Origin of the sequence: Chloracidobacterium validum (assembly GCF_018304825.1) — a bacterium.
In the GTDB taxonomy this organism is placed as follows: Bacteria; Acidobacteriota; Blastocatellia; order Chloracidobacteriales; family Chloracidobacteriaceae; genus Chloracidobacterium; species Chloracidobacterium validum.
In genome coordinates this window covers 87686-110015 of record NZ_CP072649.1, presented here as the reverse complement: position 1 = coordinate 110015, position 22330 = coordinate 87686, and the positions used below count along the sequence as shown (strand labels likewise).

Annotated in this window: 18 protein-coding genes; 9 read left to right on the top strand and 9 right to left on the bottom strand. The window is 60.6% G+C overall.

Annotation, left to right across the window (positions count from 1 at the left end; genetic code table 11):
- Nucleotides 1-12: 12 nt before the first annotated feature.
- Nucleotides 13-423: a DUF1304 domain-containing protein gene (locus J8C06_RS11580; RefSeq protein WP_246602139.1), complete on the top strand. Its 411-nt coding sequence runs from the start codon at nucleotides 13-15 to the stop codon at nucleotides 421-423.
- A 40-nt stretch (nucleotides 424-463) separates the two neighbouring features.
- Here J8C06_RS11580 and J8C06_RS11575 read toward each other — a convergent pair whose 3' ends face one another.
- Entirely contained in the window at nucleotides 464-1813 is a 1350-nt protein-coding gene (locus tag J8C06_RS11575; protein ID WP_211430320.1) for an MFS transporter, read from the bottom strand.
- A 56-nt stretch (nucleotides 1814-1869) separates the two neighbouring features.
- Nucleotides 1870-2898 (bottom strand): polysaccharide biosynthesis/export family protein, encoded by a 1029-nt coding sequence (locus J8C06_RS11570; protein ID WP_211430319.1) that lies wholly within the window; start codon nucleotides 2896-2898, stop codon nucleotides 1870-1872.
- Nucleotides 2899-3048: 150 nt separating this feature from the next.
- On the opposite strand from J8C06_RS11570, the gene mog reads away from it, so the two are divergent.
- A complete protein-coding gene (mog, locus tag J8C06_RS11565) occupies nucleotides 3049-3585 on the top strand; it encodes a molybdopterin adenylyltransferase (RefSeq protein WP_211430318.1) in 537 nt (178 codons plus the stop codon).
- Nucleotides 3585-5543: a PEP/pyruvate-binding domain-containing protein gene (locus tag J8C06_RS11560; RefSeq protein ID WP_211430317.1), complete on the top strand. Its 1959-nt coding sequence runs from the start codon at nucleotides 3585-3587 to the stop codon at nucleotides 5541-5543. The genes mog and J8C06_RS11560 overlap by 1 nt, the downstream gene beginning before the upstream one ends.
- Before the next feature lie 152 nt (nucleotides 5544-5695).
- Here the strand turns inward: J8C06_RS11560 and J8C06_RS11555 are convergent, their stop codons facing one another.
- On the bottom strand, nucleotides 5696-7771 hold the full coding sequence (locus tag J8C06_RS11555) for an adenylate/guanylate cyclase domain-containing protein (protein WP_211430316.1): 2076 nt from the start codon (nucleotides 7769-7771) through the stop codon (nucleotides 5696-5698).
- Between the two features lie 71 nt (nucleotides 7772-7842).
- Nucleotides 7843-8604: a 3',5'-cyclic-nucleotide phosphodiesterase gene (locus tag J8C06_RS11550; protein WP_211430315.1), complete on the bottom strand. Its 762-nt coding sequence runs from the start codon at nucleotides 8602-8604 to the stop codon at nucleotides 7843-7845.
- Nucleotides 8605-9512: 908 nt separating this feature from the next.
- On the opposite strand from J8C06_RS11550, the gene trfA reads away from it, so the two are divergent.
- Nucleotides 9513-11174 carry a plasmid replication initiator TrfA gene (gene trfA, locus J8C06_RS11545; protein ID WP_211430314.1) on the top strand — a complete coding sequence of 554 codons (1662 nt, stop codon included), beginning with the start codon at nucleotides 9513-9515 and terminating at the stop codon, nucleotides 11172-11174.
- A gap of 96 nt (nucleotides 11175-11270) precedes the next feature.
- Here trfA and J8C06_RS11540 read toward each other — a convergent pair whose 3' ends face one another.
- The 5 genes from J8C06_RS11540 to J8C06_RS11520 all read right to left on the bottom strand — a co-directional run bounded on the left by J8C06_RS11540 (nucleotide 11271) and on the right by J8C06_RS11520 (nucleotide 16693).
- A complete protein-coding gene (locus tag J8C06_RS11540) occupies nucleotides 11271-13193 on the bottom strand; it encodes an ATP-binding response regulator (RefSeq protein WP_211430313.1) in 1923 nt (640 codons plus the stop codon).
- 41 nt (nucleotides 13194-13234) lie between these two features.
- Nucleotides 13235-13819 (bottom strand): DUF4439 domain-containing protein, encoded by a 585-nt coding sequence (locus tag J8C06_RS11535; RefSeq protein WP_211430312.1) that lies wholly within the window; start codon nucleotides 13817-13819, stop codon nucleotides 13235-13237.
- Nucleotides 13816-14586 (bottom strand): tetratricopeptide repeat protein, encoded by a 771-nt coding sequence (locus J8C06_RS11530; protein WP_211430311.1) that lies wholly within the window; start codon nucleotides 14584-14586, stop codon nucleotides 13816-13818. The genes J8C06_RS11535 and J8C06_RS11530 overlap by 4 nt, the downstream gene beginning before the upstream one ends.
- A gap of 97 nt (nucleotides 14587-14683) precedes the next feature.
- On the bottom strand, nucleotides 14684-15253 hold the full coding sequence (locus tag J8C06_RS11525) for a cytochrome c3 family protein (protein ID WP_211430310.1): 570 nt from the start codon (nucleotides 15251-15253) through the stop codon (nucleotides 14684-14686).
- Between the two features lie 270 nt (nucleotides 15254-15523).
- Complete coding sequence (locus tag J8C06_RS11520) at nucleotides 15524-16693, bottom strand: cytochrome c3 family protein (RefSeq protein WP_211430309.1); 1170 nt, start codon at nucleotides 16691-16693, stop codon at nucleotides 15524-15526.
- A 278-nt stretch (nucleotides 16694-16971) separates the two neighbouring features.
- Between J8C06_RS11520 and J8C06_RS11515 the strand changes: the two genes are divergently transcribed.
- From J8C06_RS11515 to J8C06_RS11495, 5 genes are all read left to right on the top strand, one after another.
- Nucleotides 16972-17928: a hypothetical protein gene (locus tag J8C06_RS11515; protein ID WP_211430308.1), complete on the top strand. Its 957-nt coding sequence runs from the start codon at nucleotides 16972-16974 to the stop codon at nucleotides 17926-17928.
- 29 nt (nucleotides 17929-17957) lie between these two features.
- Entirely contained in the window at nucleotides 17958-18257 is a 300-nt protein-coding gene (locus J8C06_RS11510) for a hypothetical protein (RefSeq protein ID WP_211430307.1), read from the top strand.
- Between the two features lie 53 nt (nucleotides 18258-18310).
- Nucleotides 18311-19312: an META domain-containing protein gene (locus J8C06_RS11505; protein ID WP_211430306.1), complete on the top strand. Its 1002-nt coding sequence runs from the start codon at nucleotides 18311-18313 to the stop codon at nucleotides 19310-19312.
- Nucleotides 19313-19325: 13 nt separating this feature from the next.
- Nucleotides 19326-20762, top strand: a complete 1437-nt coding sequence (locus tag J8C06_RS11500) for an ABC1 kinase family protein (protein WP_211430305.1) — start codon at nucleotides 19326-19328, stop codon at nucleotides 20760-20762.
- Nucleotides 20763-20885: 123 nt separating this feature from the next.
- The gene (locus tag J8C06_RS11495; protein ID WP_211430304.1) at nucleotides 20886-22280 is read left to right on the top strand and encodes a hypothetical protein; all 1395 of its coding nucleotides are present in this window, start codon (nucleotides 20886-20888) and stop codon (nucleotides 22278-22280) included.
- The last annotated feature ends 50 nt before the right edge of the window (nucleotides 22281-22330 follow it).

Genomic DNA, 22330 nt, shown 5'->3' with positions numbered 1-22330 from the left:
GGCAACCGGCAAGTGCGCGAACGTCAACGCCTTCCGGCAACGTTTGAGGTTTCCGTGCTTGTGTTCGTGGCCAATCTGGTCGTTTTTCTCATTGCCAGCGTGCATGTGTACATTCTGGTACTCGAAATGTTCCTTTGGGATAAACCCAGAGGACTCCAAGCTTTTGGGATCACCAAAGACTTCGCGGCGCAGACCAAGGTGCTCGCGGCCAACCAGGGACTTTACAACGGCTTCCTTGCGGCGGGGCTTTTCTGGGGACTGTGGCTTGGCGCTTTGGGTGGACCAGTCAAAGTTTTCTTTCTGTCGTGTGTGCTCATTGCCGGACTCTACGGCGGCGCAACCGCCAGCCGACGTATCCTGTTCATTCAGGCCGTACCGGCCACACTAGGACTCGTCTTACTCGGTTTGGCGTCCTGGCCGTAGCTTACGAAGCGGCGGCTTTATTAGTTGTAGGCGACCAGGCTTATGACTCGCTCAAGCGCGAATCAAGCCAGCGGCCACCAACGGCCACCACGGCCAATGCCACGCCACAGGCCAAGATGGTTGTGGCGGTTGACATCCGGGTGGCAATGGCACCGACGGCCAGCCCGCCCAGTGCGTAACCGCTCTGGAACGTCACCAAAAACAAGCTCATCACCCGCCCGCGCACTTCATCCACCAAACCGAACTGCACGAGTGCCGTCAGTTGACTAAGCAGCGCAATTAGCGCCCCGCCAATGGCGATTATGGCCATCGCGCCCATCAGAGGTGACGGCATGAGCGCAAAGGCCAGCAACGACGCGCTCGTCACACCGGTGAGATACAGCGCCCGCCGGCCGCCGCCGATTGGCTTCGGTCGCTGGGCGATATAGAGCGAGCCAAGCACCGTGCCAAGCCCGTAAAGCCCCAAAAGCACCGTATAAAGCCACGCCGCGCCATTCCATACGCCACGGACGTGACTTGGCAGCAGCACCGGGACGCACCCCCCAAAAAACGTCACGACGAAGCATAGGGCATACACTTCAATCAACCCGGGACGACGCTTCAGGTAGTGCCGCAACTGCCGGACTTCCTGCGCCAGCGCTTGCCACAGGGACAGTTCCCGCAACGGCTGGAGCGGCCGCGTGATCTTGGCGAAGGCGTCCATGGTTGGCGCTTCCGGCGGACGTTCTTTCACCCGCAACGCCATGACCAACAAGACCATGAACGACAGGCTATTGGCCGCGTAGCAGGCAGCCGGCCCAAGCCAGAGCAGGATGCCACCGGCGGCGAGGGGGCCGACCATGCGCGCCAAGCTCAACTGAAGGGAGTTGAGTGCTGTGGCTTGGGGTAGCGCCCGGGTAGGCACCAAACGGGGAATGAGCGCAACGTAGGCCACGTTGGCAAAAGCCTGTCCGACGCCGGCCACGAATGACAAGCTCAGAAGCGCCCACACCGTTTGCCGACCAGTCAAAAACAACATCGCGGCACAGGCCGTACACGCAATCTGCGCCAGCGAAGCGGCCAAGAATACGCGCCGCCGGTCAAACCGATCCACAATCGTGCCGCTCGGAAACGCCAGCAAAAACAGCGGCGATAACATCAGAAACGTATCCAGCCCAAGGTAGAGCGGACTGCGTGTCGTTTCATAGATGAACCACGCCTGCGCGGTGTTTTGCATCCACGTGCCGATGTTGGACAACAACGCCGCGCCCAACAGCCAGGCAAATGACCGATGCTGGAGCGCTTGCCAGTTTTTGGCAGGCGGCTTGTCGCGGTCGAGGTCTTCGAGTAAATCCCGCACCAAGCTGGGGTCGAGGGCCCGAAAGTTGGTTGTGTCGTGGATATTCCGCATCACATCTCGTGACCAGCGCGCAACTGGCAGGTAGCCACATCGCCGCTACCCCATTTTCAGCGGATGAGCGACGTGGTCAAAATCGGTATCAACGCCGAGGTCACCAGTGTGGGCAAGTTACGCATCAACGCCGTGCCCGCCGACCGTAGCTCGGAATGGGGCACATAGAGCACGTCATTGGCCTGTAAAACCAAGTCCTTTTGCTTTCCAGCCTGAATCGCGGCCAGACTGACTTTGATTTCTTCCCGTTCGAGCTTGCCGGGCACCGTTCGGTAGAGCCGCAGGTCATTGCGCTTTGCGCCCTCGATCAGGCCACTGCCCATCGCAATCGCCTGCGTGACGGTAATCGGATTACGCGCCGTCAGCGGACCAGGCTTGCGGACGTTCCCGGCCAGGTAAATGACATCGGCCCGTGGAACCGAAATGATGTCGCCCGTTTGTAGCAGTATATTGTTCTGGGCGTTGCCGGCGATGAGGTCGTCAATGTTGATGGGGATGATTTCGACATCTGGGGGAACATCCTCATCGGGGGTGGCCGGGGTATCCGTCGCCGGCTTGGGTACGTAGCGGATGATGTTGACGAACCGGCTGGAGTCCTCAACCAGGCCGCCCGACAAGGCAATCACATCCAGCAAGCGCATCGCGCGCCGCAGCGGCAGCCGGCCCGGCGAGCGCACCGCACCGATCACCGTGACCAACCGCGAGTTGAACTCCGTCACGGTCACGCTCACTTCGGGCTGCCGCAAGTATCTCCGTAGCTCTTGCCGCAGCAAATCGGCAGCCTCGCTCTCGGTCAAACCCGCAAGCTGCTGTTTGCCAATGAACAACAGCTCGACGCTGCCGGTGTCGCCGATGCGGAAGCGTCCCGTCAGGTCTGGTTGCTTGAAAACCTTGATGTCCACGACATCGCCCGGCCCAATCACGTAATCGCCAACCGGGGCAGCATAGGTCTGCGTTGCGCGGACGGCCGGACTCGGCAGCGAAAGCGGCGTTGGCGCAGGAGACGGCTCGGCTTCCTGGGCCAAGCCACTGGTCGAACATCCGAGAAGCAACCCAAGGCAAATGGTCTGAAACAACTTAGACATGGCACAATCCCGATCAAAAGCTAGAATTGAGGCGCACTCTAAAGCATTCTACCCGACAATCAAAGCCGGTGTTTCTGAGCATATGACTTGATCGCGCTGGCAAAATGAATATCGCAACACACAGACAGATTAAAGGCAAAGCAGCAGTCTATGGCGCACCCCACCATTACCATCGGCATTCTGACCATCTCGGATCGGGCCAGTCAGGGCGTATATCGAGATGAGTCTGGCCCGGCCATTGTAGCCGTTCTGCGCGATTATATTGCCGACGACTGGACGCCCCTGCCGCGCCTCGTGCCCGATGAGCAGCCCCGTATCGAAGCCGAACTCCGGCAGCTTGCCGACGTGGAGGGTTGCTGTCTGGTTGTCACGACCGGCGGCACGGGTCCGGCCCCACGCGATGTCACACCAGAAGCGACCGAAGCCGTCTGCGACAAAATGCTTCCTGGGTTCGGTGAGCTGATGCGTGCCGTATCGCTCAAGTATGTGCCGACGGCCATTTTGTCCCGTCAGACGGCTGGGATTCGCGGGCGTTGCCTGATCGTCAACCTGCCGGGCAAGCCCAAGTCCATTCGGGAATGTCTTGAAGCCGTCTTTCCAGCCATTCCCTACTGTATTGACCTGATTGGCGGCCCCTATATCACTGGCAATGCCGCCCATATCACCGTGTTTCGCCCAAAAGCCTGATGAGCGTTGCGCTGCACTGTGTCTTCAGCTTGGTGGTCGCGCTCGGCGCGCTGTTCCCGCTGGCTCTCACCGGTCAGACGACCGCGCAAGCGCCAGTGATGGACAACCGCGCGTCCGAACCGGACGACCCATCTGCCCCGGACTACGTTACCCAGATGACACGCGCCGACTTCGACCGGCTGGCGCGGTTGACGCCATCGGGCCGAAACGCCACCGCGCCGAGCATCCTGTTCGTCATCAACTGCGCGGATGGCCAGGTGTACTACGCCAACTCAAGGCGCTTTCGGTTTCACAGCGATTTTGCGCGGGCGACGTACCTGACGCTTGACGCCGGCGATGTGTTTCTGCGCAAGAACTACACCAACGAGCGGCGCCGGTTTCTGCTTGGCACGATGGCTTGGCAGCCGCGCCTGGAGCGGTTCACGTATGAGTTTTGGGAGGGCGACCTGCTGACGCCGGGGCTACTGGCCTACGCTCACGAACGGCTGACGGCCACGTTCTTCGCGCCCTTGACGTTCAAGGCCAACGCCCGGCGGCACGAGGAAATTGCGGCGCATCTGCCTGACGTGCCAAGCGTCCGCGCCGAGGAAGCGCTCCCCGCAACAACCTTTCTTCCACTCAACCCTGGTCAGGCCGTCGGCATTCTGCGGCTGGTCGAGCAGTTGCCGCCGCCACAGCCCTTTGAGCGCGAAGACATCGTGATTTTCAAGGAAACCCCGCTTTCGACCACCCCCCTGCGGGGCATCATCGTAACGCAGCCGGGCGCGCCACTGTCGCACTTGAATCTTTTGGCGAAAGGGTGGGGCATTCCCAATGCCTACGTCAAGGACGCCGACACGCGCTTTCGCAGCCTAGTTGATCGGTGGGTGACGGTCGTCGTTACCGAGGACGGCATCACCATTGAACCCGCCGAGCAAATCGTCGAATCCGAACGGGAACGCGCCCTGAGCCGCGAACTGCGCCTGCCACGCGCCGACCTCCGGTGGCGAAGCCTGACCGACCTGCACCGCCAGCGGGCGCAGGATGTCATTCGTTTCGGCGCGAAATCGGCCAACTTGGGCGAAGTGGCCCAGGCACGGCTTCCGAACGTGACCGTGCCGCGTGGCTTCTCCATTCCCTTCGCGCACTACAAAGCGTTTGCCGACCGGCATGGCATTGAAGACCGCGTGCTGGCGCTGCTCAACGACGACCAATTTCATCACGACCCGCAAACCCGGCAGGTCGAACTGGCCAAGCTGCGCGACTTCATGGTCGCCGCGCCATTTGATCCGGCACTCCGGCGGGCAATTTTGACCAAAGTTCGCCGTGAGTATCGCGGCGTCGGGCTTTTCGCGCGTAGCTCGACCAATGCCGAGGACCTGCCGGATTTCAGCGGAGCCGGACTTTACACGACGGTCCCTAACGTCCGCGATGACGAAGCCCTCATTACGGCCATCAAGACGGTCTGGGCCTCGATTTGGAACTTTGAAGCCTTTGAAGCCCGTGAAGCCGCCCGGATTGACCACTTGGCCGTGTATCCGGCCGTTCTCATTCAGGAAGGCATTAACGCGGATAGCGCCGGTGTCCTCGTGACCACCAACCCCTTTGACCGACGTGACACCGAGGGCATTTACATCAACGCCAAACGCGGCTTGGGGCTGCGGGTCGTCGAAGGTCGCCGGGTTCCCGAACAGATCATCTACCGCCCGCAAAGCGATTCGGCGCTGGTGCTGACCCGCGCCGATGATGAAGCCATATTGACCTTTGATATAAAAGGCGGATTGAAGGAAGTGCCGGGTGTTTCTGATCAGCCCGTCCTGACGGCTGCGATGATTCGCCAACTGGGACAGACGGCCCGCGCCATCGAACGACTTTTCGGCGGTGTCACTCAGGATATTGAGTGGCTGACGTACCAGGGGCGGCTCTACATCGTCCAGGCCCGGCCCTTCCTTGAAAGAGGTTCTTTCAAAAGTCCCTGAACGCCTCCGCAAGGTCCGCGTTCGCCTTGGCTCGTAAGGCAGCTAGGTTGAAACTTCACGCCGCCATCTGGGATGGCCCACAGGCAGGTTGCGCCTTTTCCGCTTTGAGAAAAGCCGCCCGGTTGACGTCATTGTTCTGTCTTCTACTGCGGCTACCACTGAGGTCCCTGACCAACGATCTCGACGCCCACGAGATACCCCTGTGGGTCACGGGTCAGCTTGCGCACAATTACTTCTCCGCGCCAACCGTAGCTCGGCACCAAAAGCGATAGCGACGAAGGAATGGTGAGCGGCTGCGCCAGCCGAATACAGGCACCGGACGGACTGACATCAATCGTTTCGGTCGCCTGCTCGAAAGTGTTTCCATGCGCGTCCGCGCCCGTCACCACCACCGGAATCGAGACTTGGCGGCGTGGATCACGCCGGATGGTACCCCAGTCCAACTGCGGACGCGCAATCGTCTCGGACTCCAGAAAAACCGGATTCGTCGTGGCGCTGCGGAAAAGCACTGGCGGCGTTCCGCTTTCTGAAGTGTCCCCAAGCGTAGCCAATTCCTCGCCCCACAAGACGCGATAGACCTTGACTTCGTTGAGCTTCCCCTTGACCTTCATTCCCCCCAGTGGGACAAAGGCGAACTCGCGTTCGCCCTCGGCAAACTCGATACTCTGGCGCGCCAGCGCGCGCAAACACTGGGCAGTCGTCTCACCCATCAAAATTTGTCCTGGCTTGGCGTTGGATTCCAAGCGCGCGGCCAAGTTCACGGCATCGCCAATGACGGTGTAATCCGTCCGCAGCTTGGAACCAATGTAGCCGGCCGTGACTTCTCCGGTGTTGATGCCAATGCCAATACTCAGGCGCAAATCCGAGCCTTGCGCGGCAAGGTCAGCGTTGACCTGCTCGATGACTTCCTGGAGCGCTATCGCCGCTTGAACGGCGTTGACCGGGTCACGGTCGCTCGGCTGGGGCGCACCAAACAACGCCATGATGCCGTCGCCAATAAACTTGTCGAGCGATCCGCCATGGCGAAAGATCGCCGTGGCTGCCCGCTCGAAGTAGTTATTCAAGATGGCGACAATCTCATGGGGCGACTTGCGCTCGGAAAGCGTCGTGAAACCACGGATGTCGGCAAACATGGTGGTCACGACTTGGTTGACTCCGCCCAACTGAAGGCTGTCCGGGTCTTCCATGATCTGGTCCACGACATGTGGCGGCAAAAACCGACGATAGGCCGTGCGCGCCTCCGCCTCGTGCAAGAGCCGCTCGTGCGCCATGATGTTTTCGAGCGTGAGCGCCACCGTCGAAGCCAACCCGGTCAGGTAATCCACGTCGTCTTCCGTGAAGCCGTCCAAATGCAGGCTGTCGGCATAAATCACGCCCAGCGGCGTGTCTTCCTGTCCCAACATCGGAACGCACATCAGTGACTGGACGCCCAGAATCGCGGTGCCCTTGACATTGCTCATGTCCCGACTCAAAAGGGAAACCCGTTCCTGCATCACCGTGCGAATGACCGTCCGGCTAATCGGAACCGAGGCGTAGGTGGCGCGCATGAGATCATCCCGATACGTCCCCCACTCGACGGTGGGCAGGTTATCGGCGCCAATCTTTCCGATGATAACCCGTCCGGCGTTCGAGATTTCAAACACCTGACGCGCCACCTCCGCATAGATCGTGGCAATGTCAAACTCCCGCGCCACGCGCTTGTTGAAGTCATAAAACAAACTGAGAATCTGGCTTCGCTTTTCAAGCAGATGGAGCTGTTTGGCGCTCAGGGTAACGTCTTGCGGGTTGGGGGCGGCGACCGCGCGAAAACTGCTCGATGGCTTGCCGGTCACGTCCCCCGAACGCCCGAGCGCCAATAACTCAGCCGCATTCTGAAGCCTAACCGTGCCTGAAAGTGGCTTGTCATCATACCGCACATCTACCGTTTTGGACGGCAACTGAAAAACCAATCGGTGGCTGCCGATGACAATGGTATCGCCATCTCGCAAGCGGACCGACCCTGCGATCACATTGTCGTTGAGCATCGTCCCGTTGCGACTTTCCAGATCAATCAACCGATAGCTACCGTCCGGCAGGGCTTCGATCTTGGCATGCGAGCGCGAAGCCCGTTCATCCGAAATGATGACATCACTACTCGTCGCGCGGCCAATCACCAGCGGAAACCTGCGGCACTCATCAACCCGCCCACTAACGGATGGACCGGTCACAATGATTTTTGGAAACCCCATAAATTTGCCTCTCCACAGGTCACCAGTCTCTGCCGCCGGAACGTCCCCCCTGGCGCGCCCTACCGGGCACGCTACCAAGTATAATCCACGTTCAGCGCCGCCACCCGTACGTTGGGCAGGTCAAGCGCCATCACCTCACGTGTGACGCGCTCGCGACAAAAGGGTTTCAAATTCACGGCCAGCACCTGCGGCTGGCACTGCAACTTGCCCAACTCCGCGGCCAGTAACCGCGGCGACAGATGGCGCGAAGCCGTCGCCACTGGCTCGTTGGCGTTGTCAAAGGCCACATCCACAAACACGGCGTCCAACCGGGGCAATCCGTTGAGCACTTCCCAAAACTCATCCGTCACCCCCGTGTCAGAGGTAAAAGCCACACACGCGCCCTGCGCGTCTTCGATGATAATCCCAGCCGTATCTACGGTATGCGTGACCGGAACGGATGTCACGCGCAGACCAGCTACCTCGAAAGGCTGTCGCCACACGAAAGGCACGAAGGTCAGCAATTCGCCATGCGCGTTGCGGATTTGGGTAAAATCGGGCCAAATCACGTTGTTGAAGATGTGTCGCCGCAATCGCTCGATGTCAGACGCCGTCGCATGGATGCGCACCGGCGTTCGGATGTCAGCAAACATCTCCGAAAAAATAAAGGGCAGTGAGGCAATGTGATCCAGGTGCACATGCGTCAGCACAATGTCTTCAACCGCCAACAGCGCATCGCCGGTCAAATGGAACGCCAGCGCCCCGGCGTCAATTGCCAGGCAGTCATTGACCACGAAGGTAATCAACAACTGACTTCGTGGATCAGCCAAACTCGGCAATACCCGCACCCGCATAGCCGCCACCTCCTCAAGACGAACCTAGTCAAGTTGCCCGGCTCGCCGCGTCACCACAGTGAGTCTCCAGTCACATCGCGTCCGGTCGCCGTTCGCCCCGACGCTGACTTGAGACGCCAACCCGGCCGGCGACACGCGCCAAGCAAGCTTCACTAGGTCAGAATGCTTATTGACCTTTGGCATAAAACGCTTGCCGGTGATGGTCGCCGGTCATCTCAAACCGCCACTTGAAGGCCGACTGAGTAAAACAAAGCGTTGGGCTATTTTGCACCCTGCATCGCGTCTGTCAAACCCATATCTTGTGCTATTGACCTTTGACGTAAAGACTATTGACCTTTGACATAAAAACTATTGACCTTTGACATAAAACTATTGACCCTTGACATAAAACTATTGACCTTTGACATAAAACTATTGACCTTTGACGTAAAAATTCCCCTGGGCTAAACCACTAGATATAGCACCAAGTACCACAACATCTTGTGTCTTGTGCAATTTCTGGGGTTTTTGTGCCGACGTTACGTGAGCTGGATGAAGAACTATTGACCTTTGACATAAACGCTATTGACCTTTGACATAAAACTATTGACCTTTGACATAAACGCTATTGACCTTTGACATAAAACTATTGACCCTTGACATAAAAAACCGGTCTTTTTGGCGCTTATGTCAAAGGTCAAGGCATGGGGACTATTGACCTTTGACATAAAAATTCGCCTGTAAACTATTGAAAATAAAGAACTTTTGGCTGCCATTAACTAATTAATGATAATTAATGATAATGATGATAATTAAAGCAAAAACAGCCCTGCGCTCGGTCTTGTTCGGGCACCGGTGGCAAGCCCCGGCGGCCACCGCCAACTTGGTCGCAGCAGCCATCTGAACGACAATCACCGGGACTGTCCGCCATGGCAGAAAAACAAAGCCGTCGAAAGAAACGTGAGCCAAGCGCGACGGAAGGTTTGCCTGTAACCGAACTCGCCACGTCCACAGCCCACGGCGACGGCGAGGATGGGGAAAAGCCAGAGGTCATCCGCATTGCCCAGGATGAGTTCAACTTGGCTGTGTTCCCCATTGCCGTGCTCGACAAGCGCGCCCAGAAAAGCAAGAACTACCTGACCTTCACCGAGCACATCACGTCGAATGGGCGTGAAATCCAGCGGGTGTGGACGGTCATGCCGCACCCCATTGAAGGCTTGCCCAGCACCACCGATGAAGACGTGTATGTGGCGTTGATGGAGCTTTCTTACGAACAGGGCGCTCAAAAGAAGGTGTACTTCAGCCGGTATGACCTCATCCGGCGGCTGGGCTGGCCCATGAACGCCAAACACTATGAGCGACTCGAAAGCTCGCTCCGCAAGCTGGCTGCCGTCCGAATCGAAGCCAAAAACGCCTACGTGGACCGCCACAGCGGCCGGTTGGTGGATGTGGGGATGAGCATCATCCAGGAGTTCAAAATTTTTGACGAGGGCGCCGGCAAGCGCACCGGAGCCAAAAGCTATGTCATGTGGAGCGACCGGGTTGCCCAGAGCCTGAGTGAGAAGCTGTTCAAAAAGCTCGACGCGGATTTTTACTTCAACCTGACCTCGCCGATTGCCAAGCGTCTGTTTCGCTACCTCGACAAGAAATTTGGCAGCGGCGATTACTTCGTCATCAATGTGCGCAAGCTGGCATTTGAGCACGTCGGCATGTCACGCGAGTTGCTCTACGTCTCGCAAATCATGCAGCGCCTCGAACCGGCCCTGAACGAGTTGGTGGCCAAACAGTTCTTGATCGAGTGGACGCTGGCGGAAGAAACCATTCACTTCCGCAAGAACCTCGACTTCGGGGCGCGCATCCAGCAAATGGCCCTGCCCATTTACGACGTGATGGATGCCATGTGCGACGATGACCTCTCGCCTGAAGAACGCGCGGTGCGTGATGTCGCGCTCCACCTGGAGGGCCAGCTCATGGCGCGCGGCATGATTGGGTCGGTGGCCAAGAAGTTGGTGGAGAGCTTCGAGCTACAGGGCAAGCTGGAAACCATTGAGCAGGCCATCACCACCTTTGACCGGCAATACCGCCAGCGCGACCTCGCCAATCCGGGCGGGTTGCTTTACACGCTCATCGTCAACGGGCAGGACGCCCTGCCGAAGCTACCTCCGAAGCGTCGCCGACCGGCGGGTAAGATGCCCTCCGTTCGCGCTGAGAAGCCCGCTGAGGCGTCGGAAGCCCCTGAAGTGGGAGTTGGTGCGGGTGAGGCCGGCCCGCTCTTTCCTTCGCCTTCTCAGGAGCGCGTCCAGGACCTCGAGCTGGGGTATCTCGATCATCTCGAACGGACCGGCGAAGCGTTGCTGGCGCAACTCAAGAAAACGGAACTCAAAGAACTGGTCGCCAAAGAGCGTGAAGCGTTGCTGGCTTCCGATCGGCGGAAAGTGTACGCGCGATGGGAGCCAGACATGCTGGACGAACACCTCCGGCGGCTGGTTGGGCGCAAGCTGGCGGAAGCGGCCGTCGAGCCGTTCGCCGACTGGTGCATCGCGCGCGGCGTCAAGCCAGAGGACATCATTGGCACCAAGCCGGCCGATTAGTTTGCGGTTTGCCGCTGCGCGTGGGAAACCCGACTCGCCGCCGGCAACGAGCCACTGCCGTCCACGAGCGGCCTGTTTCCAGCCCCGCCAGGACCGTCACGCCGCCGGCCCGGTCAGGACATCCCGCAAGGCGCGCAAGACCTGCAATGCCGTGAAAGGCTTGCCCAGCCAACTCTGGGCCGTGAGCGCCTGGGGGCGGTGTCGGCAGGCTTCGGTGGTGTCAGGGCAAACCCCGATGATCGGAATCTCAGGGTAGTGCGCTAGCGTATCCGCCAGGGTGACCGGTCCGGTCGTGGGCAAATCGGCGTCTATGATGGCCGCCGCCGGTTTTTGGCGCAAACCGGTCAGCAGCTCGGTGTCATCCCGGGCGGTTATGGCCCGGTAGCCGTTGGTTTCGAGAACGTTGCGCAGCAGGTCGAGCGTCGAGGCTTCCGTGTCGGCAATCAGGATGAGTTCACCCCGGCCGGTTGGAATGGTTTGCGTGGGACTGGCACTGGTTTCAGACACTTCTGCGGCTGGAAAGTACAGGCGAAAGGTCGTTCCCCTGCCGACCTCGCTTTCCAGTGAGATGACCCCCTGACGTTTCTCGACAATTGACGCAACCGTTGCCAACCCTAGGCCGGTGCCTTTATCCGGCGACTTGGTTGTGAACAACGGTTCAAAGATACGCGGTTGGATTTCCGAGGGAATGCCGATCCCAGTGTCTGCCACCTCGATGACGACATACTGGTCAAACACCGCGCTTGGCTGAGCGGCGCGCCAGGCGTCGTCCGGGGCGAAGTTGTACAGGTGAATGGTGAGAACCCCGCCGTCGGGCATCGCGTCGCGGGCGTTCACACAGAGGTTGAGCAGCACTTGGGTCAGTTCGGTTGGATCGCTCTCGATGGGGCGTAGGTCAGCGTCGAAGTCCGTCCGGATGGTGATGGTTTTGGGAAAGGTTTCACGGACCAGAGTCGCCACTTCGCGCAGGATGTGTTTGGGTTGCACAAGCGTTGCTGAACCACCGCCGTCGCGCGCGAGGGACAGCACCTGCTTGATGAGTGCCGCGCCGCGCTCGACGCTGTTGTTCATCATGTCCAGCAAATCCTCTATGGAAGTGCCCAGTCCCTGCTGCCGGAGCAGATCGATGCCAATGCCGATGGGCGTCAGCATGTTGTTCAAGTCGTGGGCAATACCGCTTGCCAGCATGCCGATGGTTTCCATGCGTTGCGCGCGCAAGTACTGGCGCTCGATGCGCCGTTGCTCGGTCACGTCGGTGGCAATGAACAGTGTCGACCGCGCGCCGTCTTCGGCGCGCGCCACCAGTGACCAGCGCGTCATCAAGGTGATTTCCTGCCCATCGCGGCGGTAGGTCGTGTATTCGCTCGTCCACTCACCCTGGCTGACAACTGCTGCCAAGGCATCCCGCGGCAGGCCGTCACCCTTGGGAAAGAGCAGTTTGGCCGCATTGCGTCCGTGGATTTCATCGGGCGACCAGCCAAACAACCGCGCCGCGCCGGCACTCCAGAAGGCGATGTTGCCCTGGTCGTCAATCTGCACGATGGCATCATGCGTCTGGTCAAGCAAATCGGCCAGTTCCTTGAGCCGGGACTGAGCTTGCGCCCGTTCGGCGGCGCGCTGTTCGCGCTCCTGGAGCAGTAAGCGGTAGCGATTGAGCCGCGCAATCGTGCGGACGCGCGCACGCAACTCGGCGTTGTCGTACGGCTTGCTGAGAAAGTCGTCTGCGCCGGCCTCGATGCCCTGCAGGCGTGACGCTTTGTCGGCCAACGTCGTGACGAGTACGATCGGCACTTCGCCGAGCTGTGGGTCGGCGCGCAACTGACGACACAGCTCGAAGCCGTCCATTTCCGGCATCATCACGTCCGATAGAACGAGGTCGGGCAGTATCTGGCGAGCGGCTTCCAGCGCGGCTTTTCCATTATCGACGCTGGTGATCTCGTAACCATCCCGGCGCAGCCAAATTTGCAAAAGCGTACGCGAGGCGGGGTCGTCTTCGGCAATGAGGACTTTGGCAGACATACAAGGCAGCTCAATCGCAAGTTAGCTCAAGGAACGTAGGGCTATTTGACCACCGCATCCGGGGCCGGCTGCTGACGCAGCAAGAGGCGAATGGCGGCTGCATGCTGGGCTTCGTCGCAGGCAATACCGGCGATGATGGGCAGCATGGGTTTGGAGGTCAACTGTGGGAGGAGCTTGAGGTAGGCACTCGCCGCGCCGGCTTCCAGGCCTAGGGCAAACACCAGAATGGCTTCGGCCGTTTTGAGTTCGACCGGGGCGCCGTCCTTGCCTTTGAAGCTGTAGCTCGCCAGCGCGACGGCCGGTGTACCACCGAGTTTACGGACTTCTTCAACGAGGAGGTCGCGGTGCGCGCGGTGCTGGCTCTGAAAATGCGCGGCCAGGTCGAGCATATCGCCTTTGAGTAACCCGGTTCCCGCGCCGGCGTCATAGGCCGCAATCGCCTCGTGTTCGAGCGCGAGGGCGGCGTTGAGCAGGGCAGCATCGGTGTTACGTGGGCTGCGCTGTCCGGCGGCAGCCAGACTGCTCAGGCAACTTCCGACCCCGGCGGTCAGTCCCAGGCGGAGCACCGCGCGCCGCGACCTGGCCAGAGCACGCACTACAGCATTGATCTCGGCGTGGTCGGTCATGATGGTTTTCCTTTCGTCGTTTTGTCTGGCGTCTTGTCTGGCGTCGTTTTGTCTGGCGCAAGCGACCGCGTCAGTTCGGCAAGGCGCGGATTGCCCGGATTGACGGCGGCGAGCCGCTCCACCGCTGCCCGCGCGCGCGCCGGCTCGCCTAGCGCCAGAGCCGCTTGGGCGATGATTTCGAGGGCGCGCTCCGAGTAGCCAGCTTGCCGGGCTGCCTGTTCAGCCGTTGCCAATGCTTCTCGAAAAGCTTTCCGGCGAAGATGAACGTAAGCGAGTTCGGTTTGGGTGTCGGCGTCGGTGGGTCGCCGCGCCACAGCTTGCTCGAGGGTTTTCACGGCGGCGTCATACTGCCCAAGCTCGGCTTGGGACACGCCGATGGCCAGCAGGGCATCCACGCTGTCAGGGCGAAGATTGCGCGCCCGCTGCGCGTAGGCCAGTGAGTCAGCGAAGCGTCCGGCTTGGTACAGTGCGGCCGCCGCATCCATTTGCGCCAGGTAGTTGCCAATGTCGGTATCTGCCGTCCGGCGGGCGGCCGCAACGGCCGGCGACTCGGTGGCGTCACCACCTGGAACCAACGGTGGATGTTTGGCCGGTAGTGCGCCGAGTTGGTCTGGGGCCAGCGGTGGCGGCGTTGCTGGCGAACTGACGGCCGGTGGCGATGAGGTGGTGATTGCACTATCCAACGGCAACCACCGCCCCACCCCATAACCACCCGCTGCGCCAACCACGAGACCGAGGAGGAAGGTTTTGAAGGAGACTGTACCCACGGCTTCCTGTGCCAACAGTTACGCTGGGCTGCCATAGCGCCCGATGCCGATGAACGGCCTGACGCCGATGGCAGAACCCAGCGCGGTGCTAAACCGGTTAGGAGTCCTGCCCGGTATGGCAACTGCTACATGACACCACTTTACCGGCTTTCGGAAATTCTTTGGTCAGGCGCTTGTGACACGTAATACACCCGGCTTCGCTGGCGGCGCTCTTCGAGTTGTCAGCGCCGTGATAGGCCGTCTCGGCTTCTACGGCCGGTACATCTTTGAATTTGTGATCTTCGTTGGTGCCTTCGACGGGTGATGGGGCTTTGTCCTGATCCGTGTGACACACGGTGCACTTCATCACCGGCTCGCTCGCCGTGTCACCCTTGGCAACCAGTGTTTTCGAGTTGGTGTGGTGGCAAACGACGCAGGTTGACCCCTGGTAGTCCACGTGCTGCTGGTGATCAAAGGGCGCTTTGCCTTTGTCGTCCTTGTAACCGGCATACTTTGAAAACGGCGGGTCGCTCTCGGTGTTGTCAAACACCATTTTCCCCGGCATTTTCGTGCTGGCATCTTCGTTCGTCAGGGATGGCGCAGCCGCAATGGTGAGCCGGGCCATCGTTGGTGCCAGCACTAACCAGCCGGCGCTGAGCATATAAACCGCAATCAACCATCGTTTCATAGTGTTGTTTTGGCTCCTCTGGGCGGGAAAATCCACAGACGGGGGAGGGTTCACCCACACGCATCACCATCGTGTTCAACATCCACGCAATGGACGCCCTATCTGATGCTTGCCGGGGTGACGACGTTGGTCAGGTCAAAGCGTGAGTGACAATACACGAGTCGCCGCTTGCCTGTCATGCCCAGAAAAGAAGGGCCAGAAAAGAAGGGCCAGAAAAGAAGGGGTTGGATACTTGCCGTCGGCCGGTGATGCCGGCCCGGCGGCGCACTGTCAACGGATGGTTTCGCGCGCGCCGCTGACGGCGGCGGTTGGCGAGCCAAACAGCGGACCAAGCTGCCCAGGCGTGTGGCATTTCAAGCAGTGCGCCTGCGTCGCCTGCCCATTCGCATCGAGGTCGCCAAAGACGCGCCTGCCATCATGGCAACTGAAACACCCTTGCCCGATGGATGAGCGCGTGCCGCTCAGATGCTGCTTGGCGCGTGGCGTGCCAACTTGGTTGGCATACGTGCCGTTGAGGTTGTGGCAATCCGTACACTTGCCCTGCTGGTGGGCGTAGTGCGTGAATTTGAACGAATAGGACCGTACGCCCTGCATTTTAGCCTCGAGCGGCCGAAGCGCCTTGGGGTCGGTCGTCGCCACATGGCAGGTGTTGCACGCGCCGGAAGCCTGGGCGCCCGGCTGGACCTCGCTTTTGACGCCGAGCGCTGGCGGCTGGTACGCGCTCGTCCGGTGGCAGGCGTAGCAGGTCGTGTGCGCCTCGAAGTTCACGCCCGGCTGCGGACGCGGTAGCACGGTGTGGCAATCCTGGCAGGTTTTGTCGTCCATCTTCTGACCGGCCCGTTTCTGGTCTGGCACGTCGGATGGATAGCTGTAAGCCATGTGTTCCCGGTGCTGCTCGGCCGTGAAGATGATGTTGTGGCTGAGTCTTCCGGGGAACACGTCCATGGCATTGACCCCTTCCTTGTCAAGCCCGACCTGCTGGTGGCAGACATAGCACATGCCTGACCACTGCCCGGTTCGTCCGTCTTTCGTTGTCACGGAGGCTGTGCCACCCGGCGTGGCTTGCGTTTGGGTGAACTCGGCCATGTGGCAGGCCATACAACTGGCGTGGCCCGGATAAGGGGGTTTGTTGGCTTCTTTGGGGTTGTCGGCATACTGCGCCATCTTCTGAAGGTTGGCTTCGACGCCGTGGCAGTAGTTACAGTTCAGCCGGGCATCTACCTGTTCGGTATGGTCGCTGTGCAGAAACTTCGTCAAGTCCTTGCCCGGAGCAATCGTCACCGGCGTCAACGGACCGATTTCAAACGTGTCGGCCTGAATCGGCTTTGGTGGGCGCGGCGTTGGTGTGTTCCGCGAACAAGCGGCTAGCAGCCCGCCCAGCATGGCAAACAGTACGAGAACGCCGATGGGCAAGGATGAACGATGCAATGGACGAGACATACGCATGGGATGACGGCCGACTGAGAACTAGCGAAGCGATTGGCTGTAGCGAAAACGCGGGGAGTGGGTTTCTATCGTGGTGGATTTTGAGCGGCTCGGCAAGCTTTGTCTGAAAACATACGCAGCCAGGCCAAAGTCAAAGCCAAATTGACACTTACCGGCGTGGCAGCTTACAGTGGAGACAAAGCGCCCACTGCTGCGAGTTCCCCCCGCTTCAGTCCCCGTTGAGTGGTGCCGGGGCGCGGCACCGCTGTCTCGAAAGGAACGCTAAACCTGCCATGGGACTGTTTCGCTCCGTCATCAATGAGCGTTTCGGTGATTTTGAAAACGCGCTCGCCGAATACATTGACAATGTCGGTAACACCTACACGGCGTTTGCCGGCGCATTCATCAAGGTTCAGAAAACCATGTTCCCCGATCTGTCGGCGGATGTGGATGAGCTGCCGATCCCGGCGCCGGCCCCGGAAGCGCCCAAGCCGGCAGCGCCCAAAATGACCGCTTCGGCCGCCAAGCCAGCGCCAAAACCTGAACCGGCAAAACCTGAACCCAAGGCGGAGGCGGTGACGCCGCCCCCAAAATCTGAACCGGCACCGAAGTCCGAGTCGCCGTCGGTGCCGGAAGCCAAGGTTGCCCCGGCCCCCAAACCCGCGGACCCGGCGCCGGCCCCACCGCCCGCAGCGGAGACGCCCGCGCCGCCGCCAGTGGCTAAGTCACCAGCACCTGCGCCGGAACCTGCGCCGAAGCCGGCCGTCCCTGCACCAGCAGCGGAGACGCCTGCACCAAAGCCAGAACCGCCACCGAAACCGGCCGCGCCACCACCCGCGCCAGCGACTAAGTCACCAGCTCCGTCACCAGCGCCCGCGCCGGAACCGGCTGTCCCTGCTCCAGCACCAGCAGCGGAGACACCCGCGCCAAAGCCAGAACCGCCGCCGAAACCGGCCGCGCCACCACCCGCGGCGGTGGCGGAGACACCTGTCCAAAAGAGGGAATCCACACCACCTGAGAGTAGTCCGACCACGCCGTTGCCGTCTGCCAAACCAACGGAAAGTGTCTCGGTGGAGAAAACGCAAAGGCTGGTTTCTCCGCCTCCAGATACCAAGTCCCTCGAAGAAACCCAAAAGATGACGTCGCCTGTGCCACCTCCGGCGGCCGCGCCGCGTCCAAGGCCTACCGCGCCGCCTCCCTTTGGCGGCGGTTCGCGTCCAAATCCGGCTGGAAAGCCAGACAACAAATAACCTAACCAACTTCCTGGAGGACGGCTCGCATGGATTTACTCAAGTTTGACCGCGACGACCTGAAGCCGCTCGAAGGACTGGTGCGCCTGGCAGCCATTGCCGGAACCGGGATTTTTTACGTGACGACGTTCCAGTTTTCGAGTTTCTTCCCAAACTTTTACATCCGGCTCTACAATGACCTGGCCGACTTCGATCCGGGCAAGGCCGGAACCATGGGCAGTGGCGCCGCGCCGCGCGCCGCCGCACCCAAGGCACCGGGAGCGGAAAAACCGGCGGCCAAGCCCGCGCCCAAGCCAGCCGCCAAGGCCGGTGACGCTGAAGGCGCTTGATGCCTGTCTGATCGGCCGTGTTCTAGCCATCTGTAAGGTTGATTGAGGTCCCCATGCGTCTGAGCGACCGGGCTGCGCGGTATTTGAGTTTGCTTCTGTTTACGGCGGCAATGCCGGCCGCCGTCCTTGGCCAGCCCGGAAGCTGGTTGGATCGTCCACTCACAAACTGGAACCGCCCCGCCGGTCGCCCGGCGACCCTGCCCGAACCGCCCCCTGTGCCGGACATCGCCGCTCCGGCGATCTGTAATGAGCAACTGCGCAAGCCCATGAGCACCGCCGAGCGGGCGATTCTGAGTCGTGGCTGGAAACTCTATGGCGCAACCCAGACCTTTGACCGGCTGCAAGTCGTCATGGCGACCACTGGCCTGGACGGCATGTGTCGTCCACTGGGCTACCAGGCATTTATCTATTGGGATGGGCGCTACGCCGGCACGCTTTCACCGGTCGCCATGAACGCCCGTGCCGATGGCGCGCTTATTGATGTGCATCTGGTTTCGGCAACCCGCATCGTTGCCGAGTTCAGTCGGTATGCGGCTGGGGATGCGGCCTGCTGCCCCTCGCGCACAGCCACCGTTACCTATAGCCTGCAACCTGATGCTTCACCGACCGTCCAGGCTGAATCCGTGACGCATCGCGCGGCTTGCCCACGCGCCTCAGAAGAACCACCCGTCGAGCCGGTCAATCCGGCTCCCGAACCGCCGGTGGGCGCGCCGGGCGACCTGACCGGCAAACGCTGGACGTTGATTGAAATCGAAGGCGAGTCGGTCAACGTTGACGAACCGTTCATCGAGTTCGATGTGAGGACTCGGCGCTTTACCGGTTCGGATGGCTGCAACCGTTTTTCGGGCAGCTATACCGTTCGTGGGACCAGTCTCACGCTGGGTCGGCCGGTCGGCACCAAGCGGGCGTGTCTCGACGAGGCGGTGCGCAAGCTGGAAACCCGCTTCAACCGGGCGCTCGCGCGCGTCAATCAGTTTGAGATTCAAGGCAGCCGACTAACGCTTTACGACGGCCGGCGGCGGCTGATGGTGCTGGCCGTCAAAGGAAGGGACTGAACCTGTTGCCGCCATGTCATCGCCTGCCAAAGCCGCGCGGCCGCTCCGCCTGCTGGGGCGCACGCTGATCATTTTACTCACGTTCCTGCCGGTTCTGTGGTTGGTGACGCGCCGGTTGCTCTGGGCGACATTGGGGTCCGCGCCGCCGCACCTGGCCGCCCTCGACGCCCGTGCCGCGCGGCGGCTGCGGGAAGCCTGCGAACGCCTGGGGGTCATTTTCGTCAAACTGGGCCAGCTTTTGGGTGTGCGGGCCGATTTTCTCCCGGCTCCCTACGTTGCCCAACTGGCACGGCTCCAGGATAGCGTCACGCCGGTTGCCTTTCACCAAGTCAAACCAACGCTCGAACGTGAGTTCGGTCTGCCGCTGAACCTCGCGTTTGACGCTTTCGATGAAACGCCCCTCGCCACGGCCAGCATTGGGCAGGTCCACCGCGCCCGGTACGCTGGGCGGGACGTCGTGGTCAAGTTCCTGCGTCCAGACACCCGCGAACTCCTTACGCTCGACCTACGTCTGCTGCGCCTGTGGGCCGGGCTGGGCCGGCGGATTGATCCCCGCCGCCAGTGGAAGCTGATTGATGACATTCTGGACGCCATCGAAGCCGGGTTTTTCGAGGAAGCCAACTTTGCCGCCGAGCGCGACCATGCCGAGCGGCTGCGCGAACAACTGGCGGGACTGCCGGGCGTGTACGTGCCCTACACCGTCCCGGCGCGCTGCACGGCCAATGTGCTGACGCTGGAGTTTTGCTCCGGCGTTCGCATTGCCAACGTGGAACAAATCCGCGCCTGGGGCATTGATACCGACGCCTTGCTCAATCGGCTGGTCGAACTCTATGCGCGGATGATGCTGCTCGATGGCTACTATCACGCCGATCCCCATCCCGGTAACTTCCTGGTGCAGCCCGATGGCACGCTGGTGTTGCTGGACTTCGGGCTCGTGCGCGAGTTGTCGGAACGGACCCGCCGCACGCTCTACGATGCCGCGCGCGCGGCCCTGAGCGGCGACATCGGACGTGTGGTCGAGTGCCTGTATGCGTCAGGGATGTTGCCTCCGGACGCCCCCCGCGCCGAAGCCGAGCGGTTCGTGGCCGCCTTTGCGCGGTTGAGCGTCGCGTTCAATCACGACACCCGCGGCCGGGTAACGGCGCTGGAAGACCTCCTGCGCGGTTCCCCAAATCTCAAGTTCATCATTCCGCCCGACTTGCTCTACGCCTTCCGGCTAGTGCAGATGCTCGAAGGCGTGGCGTCTAACTTCCGTCCTGGCTGGAACGTCGTCGCGGACGGCGGACAAGGGCTGACAGCCGCCTTTGCGGCCTTTGTGCTTGACGGCCCGCCGGACGGCGTGGCTTCGCCCTTCGACCGTTTCGTGGACACCCTGCGCTTTGGGTTTGGCGCGGCGGCGCGCACCCTGGCCGACCGCCTTGGCATTCTCGTTCGGGTGTTGGCCCGGTAAGCGCCGGCGCGGCACGACTTCAACCCGGAAGTGCAGGCCGGACGTTTCCCTGACCGACGCTTGGCCCGAACCACCGCCTGTGGCACGCTGCAAGCAACACTTTCTCGGGCCGTTGTCGAATGTATGTCTGTCTCTGTGGAAGTGATGGAGCGCCGTCTGGCGACTGCGACCAAGCGGTTGACGCTGACCGAAGCGGCGGCTGTTACCGGCCTGTCGGTTGATGAAGCCGAAGCGGCGTTGCGCGCCTTGCTGACGCGCTACGATTGCATCCTTCAGGTCACAGAAAACGGCGACATCATTTACGACTTCGGCCCGCGCCTGCACCGGCGCGATGAGAAGTCTCTGCGTGAATACCTCGACGACGCCCTGAAGCTGCTGTGGAAAGGCTTTGTATTGTGCTTCAAGGCGTGGATTGCCATCACGCTGGTTGTCTATTTTCTCATCTTCCTGGTCATCCTGGTGATGATGATCGTGGCGGTGCTGTCGGATGGAAAGAACAGTCGCCGACGCCGAAGCTCCGCCGGTCGCTTCCCTCTGGCCTTGTTTCGGCTGTTTCTAGCTATCTTTGAGTGGAATACCGCGCGTCAGGCAAAGACCTACCGGACCGACCGCCAGGGCTACCGGTATGCCGCCTATCAGCCCCAGCCCGCCTTGTTGCAGGACAAGAAAGACGCCAAGAACTTCATTGCCTCGGTGTATGACTTTGTGTTTGGTCCACCGCGTGTCGAGCGCGACCCACTGGAGAACCAAAAAGAAGTCGCGGCTTATTTGCGCCGCAACAAGGGCATTCTCATGGTTTCGGAAATCAAGGCGCTCACAGGGATGAACTCCACCCCGGCCGCGCTCTTTTTTTCCGACTGCATCGGGCGCTTTCAGGGCGACATCCGCATCAGTGACCGCAAGCTCATGTACGGGCAGTTCGATCGGCTCTTGCGCACGGCCGGTGAGCAGACCGAAGACCGGATTCAGTACTACTGGGATGAGTACGAACCGCCCTACTTGCTCACCGGCAATACGCCCAACATGAATGGGTTGATTATCTTTCTCAACGGCTTCAACTTGGTGTTCTCGCTGATCATGCTGGCTGGTGGACAAGATGAGTTTTTGACCACTTGGTTGGGTATCGTCCCCTTTACATTTTCACTTATCTTCTTTGCCGTACCGCTGTTGCGCCTGCCCGGCGTCATTGCCAGCAACATCCGTCGCAATGCCGAAAACCGTCGCAAGCGGGTCATGAAGGCGATTTTTGCCAACCGTGGGCGTCCGCAAACCGCCGACCAAGTGTTGCGCTTGGTCAATGAACCGGGGTCGCCCGAACCGCTGTCAAAGGCCACGGTTGAGAACATCCTGGCGCAGCTCGTGCGTGACCTGCCGGGTGACATTCGCACTGACGACCGGGGTGAGGTGTGGTATGAGTTTCCCGTCATCACGCTCGAACTCGAAGAAGCCACGCGGCTGCGGGCACAACGGGTGGTCGATCGGGACTTGGGAAAGGTTGTCTTCGACAGTCGTCAGTGACGCGCCATGCGCCGAATTCCGAAATCCCGGACGGTACGCATCGTCGCCTG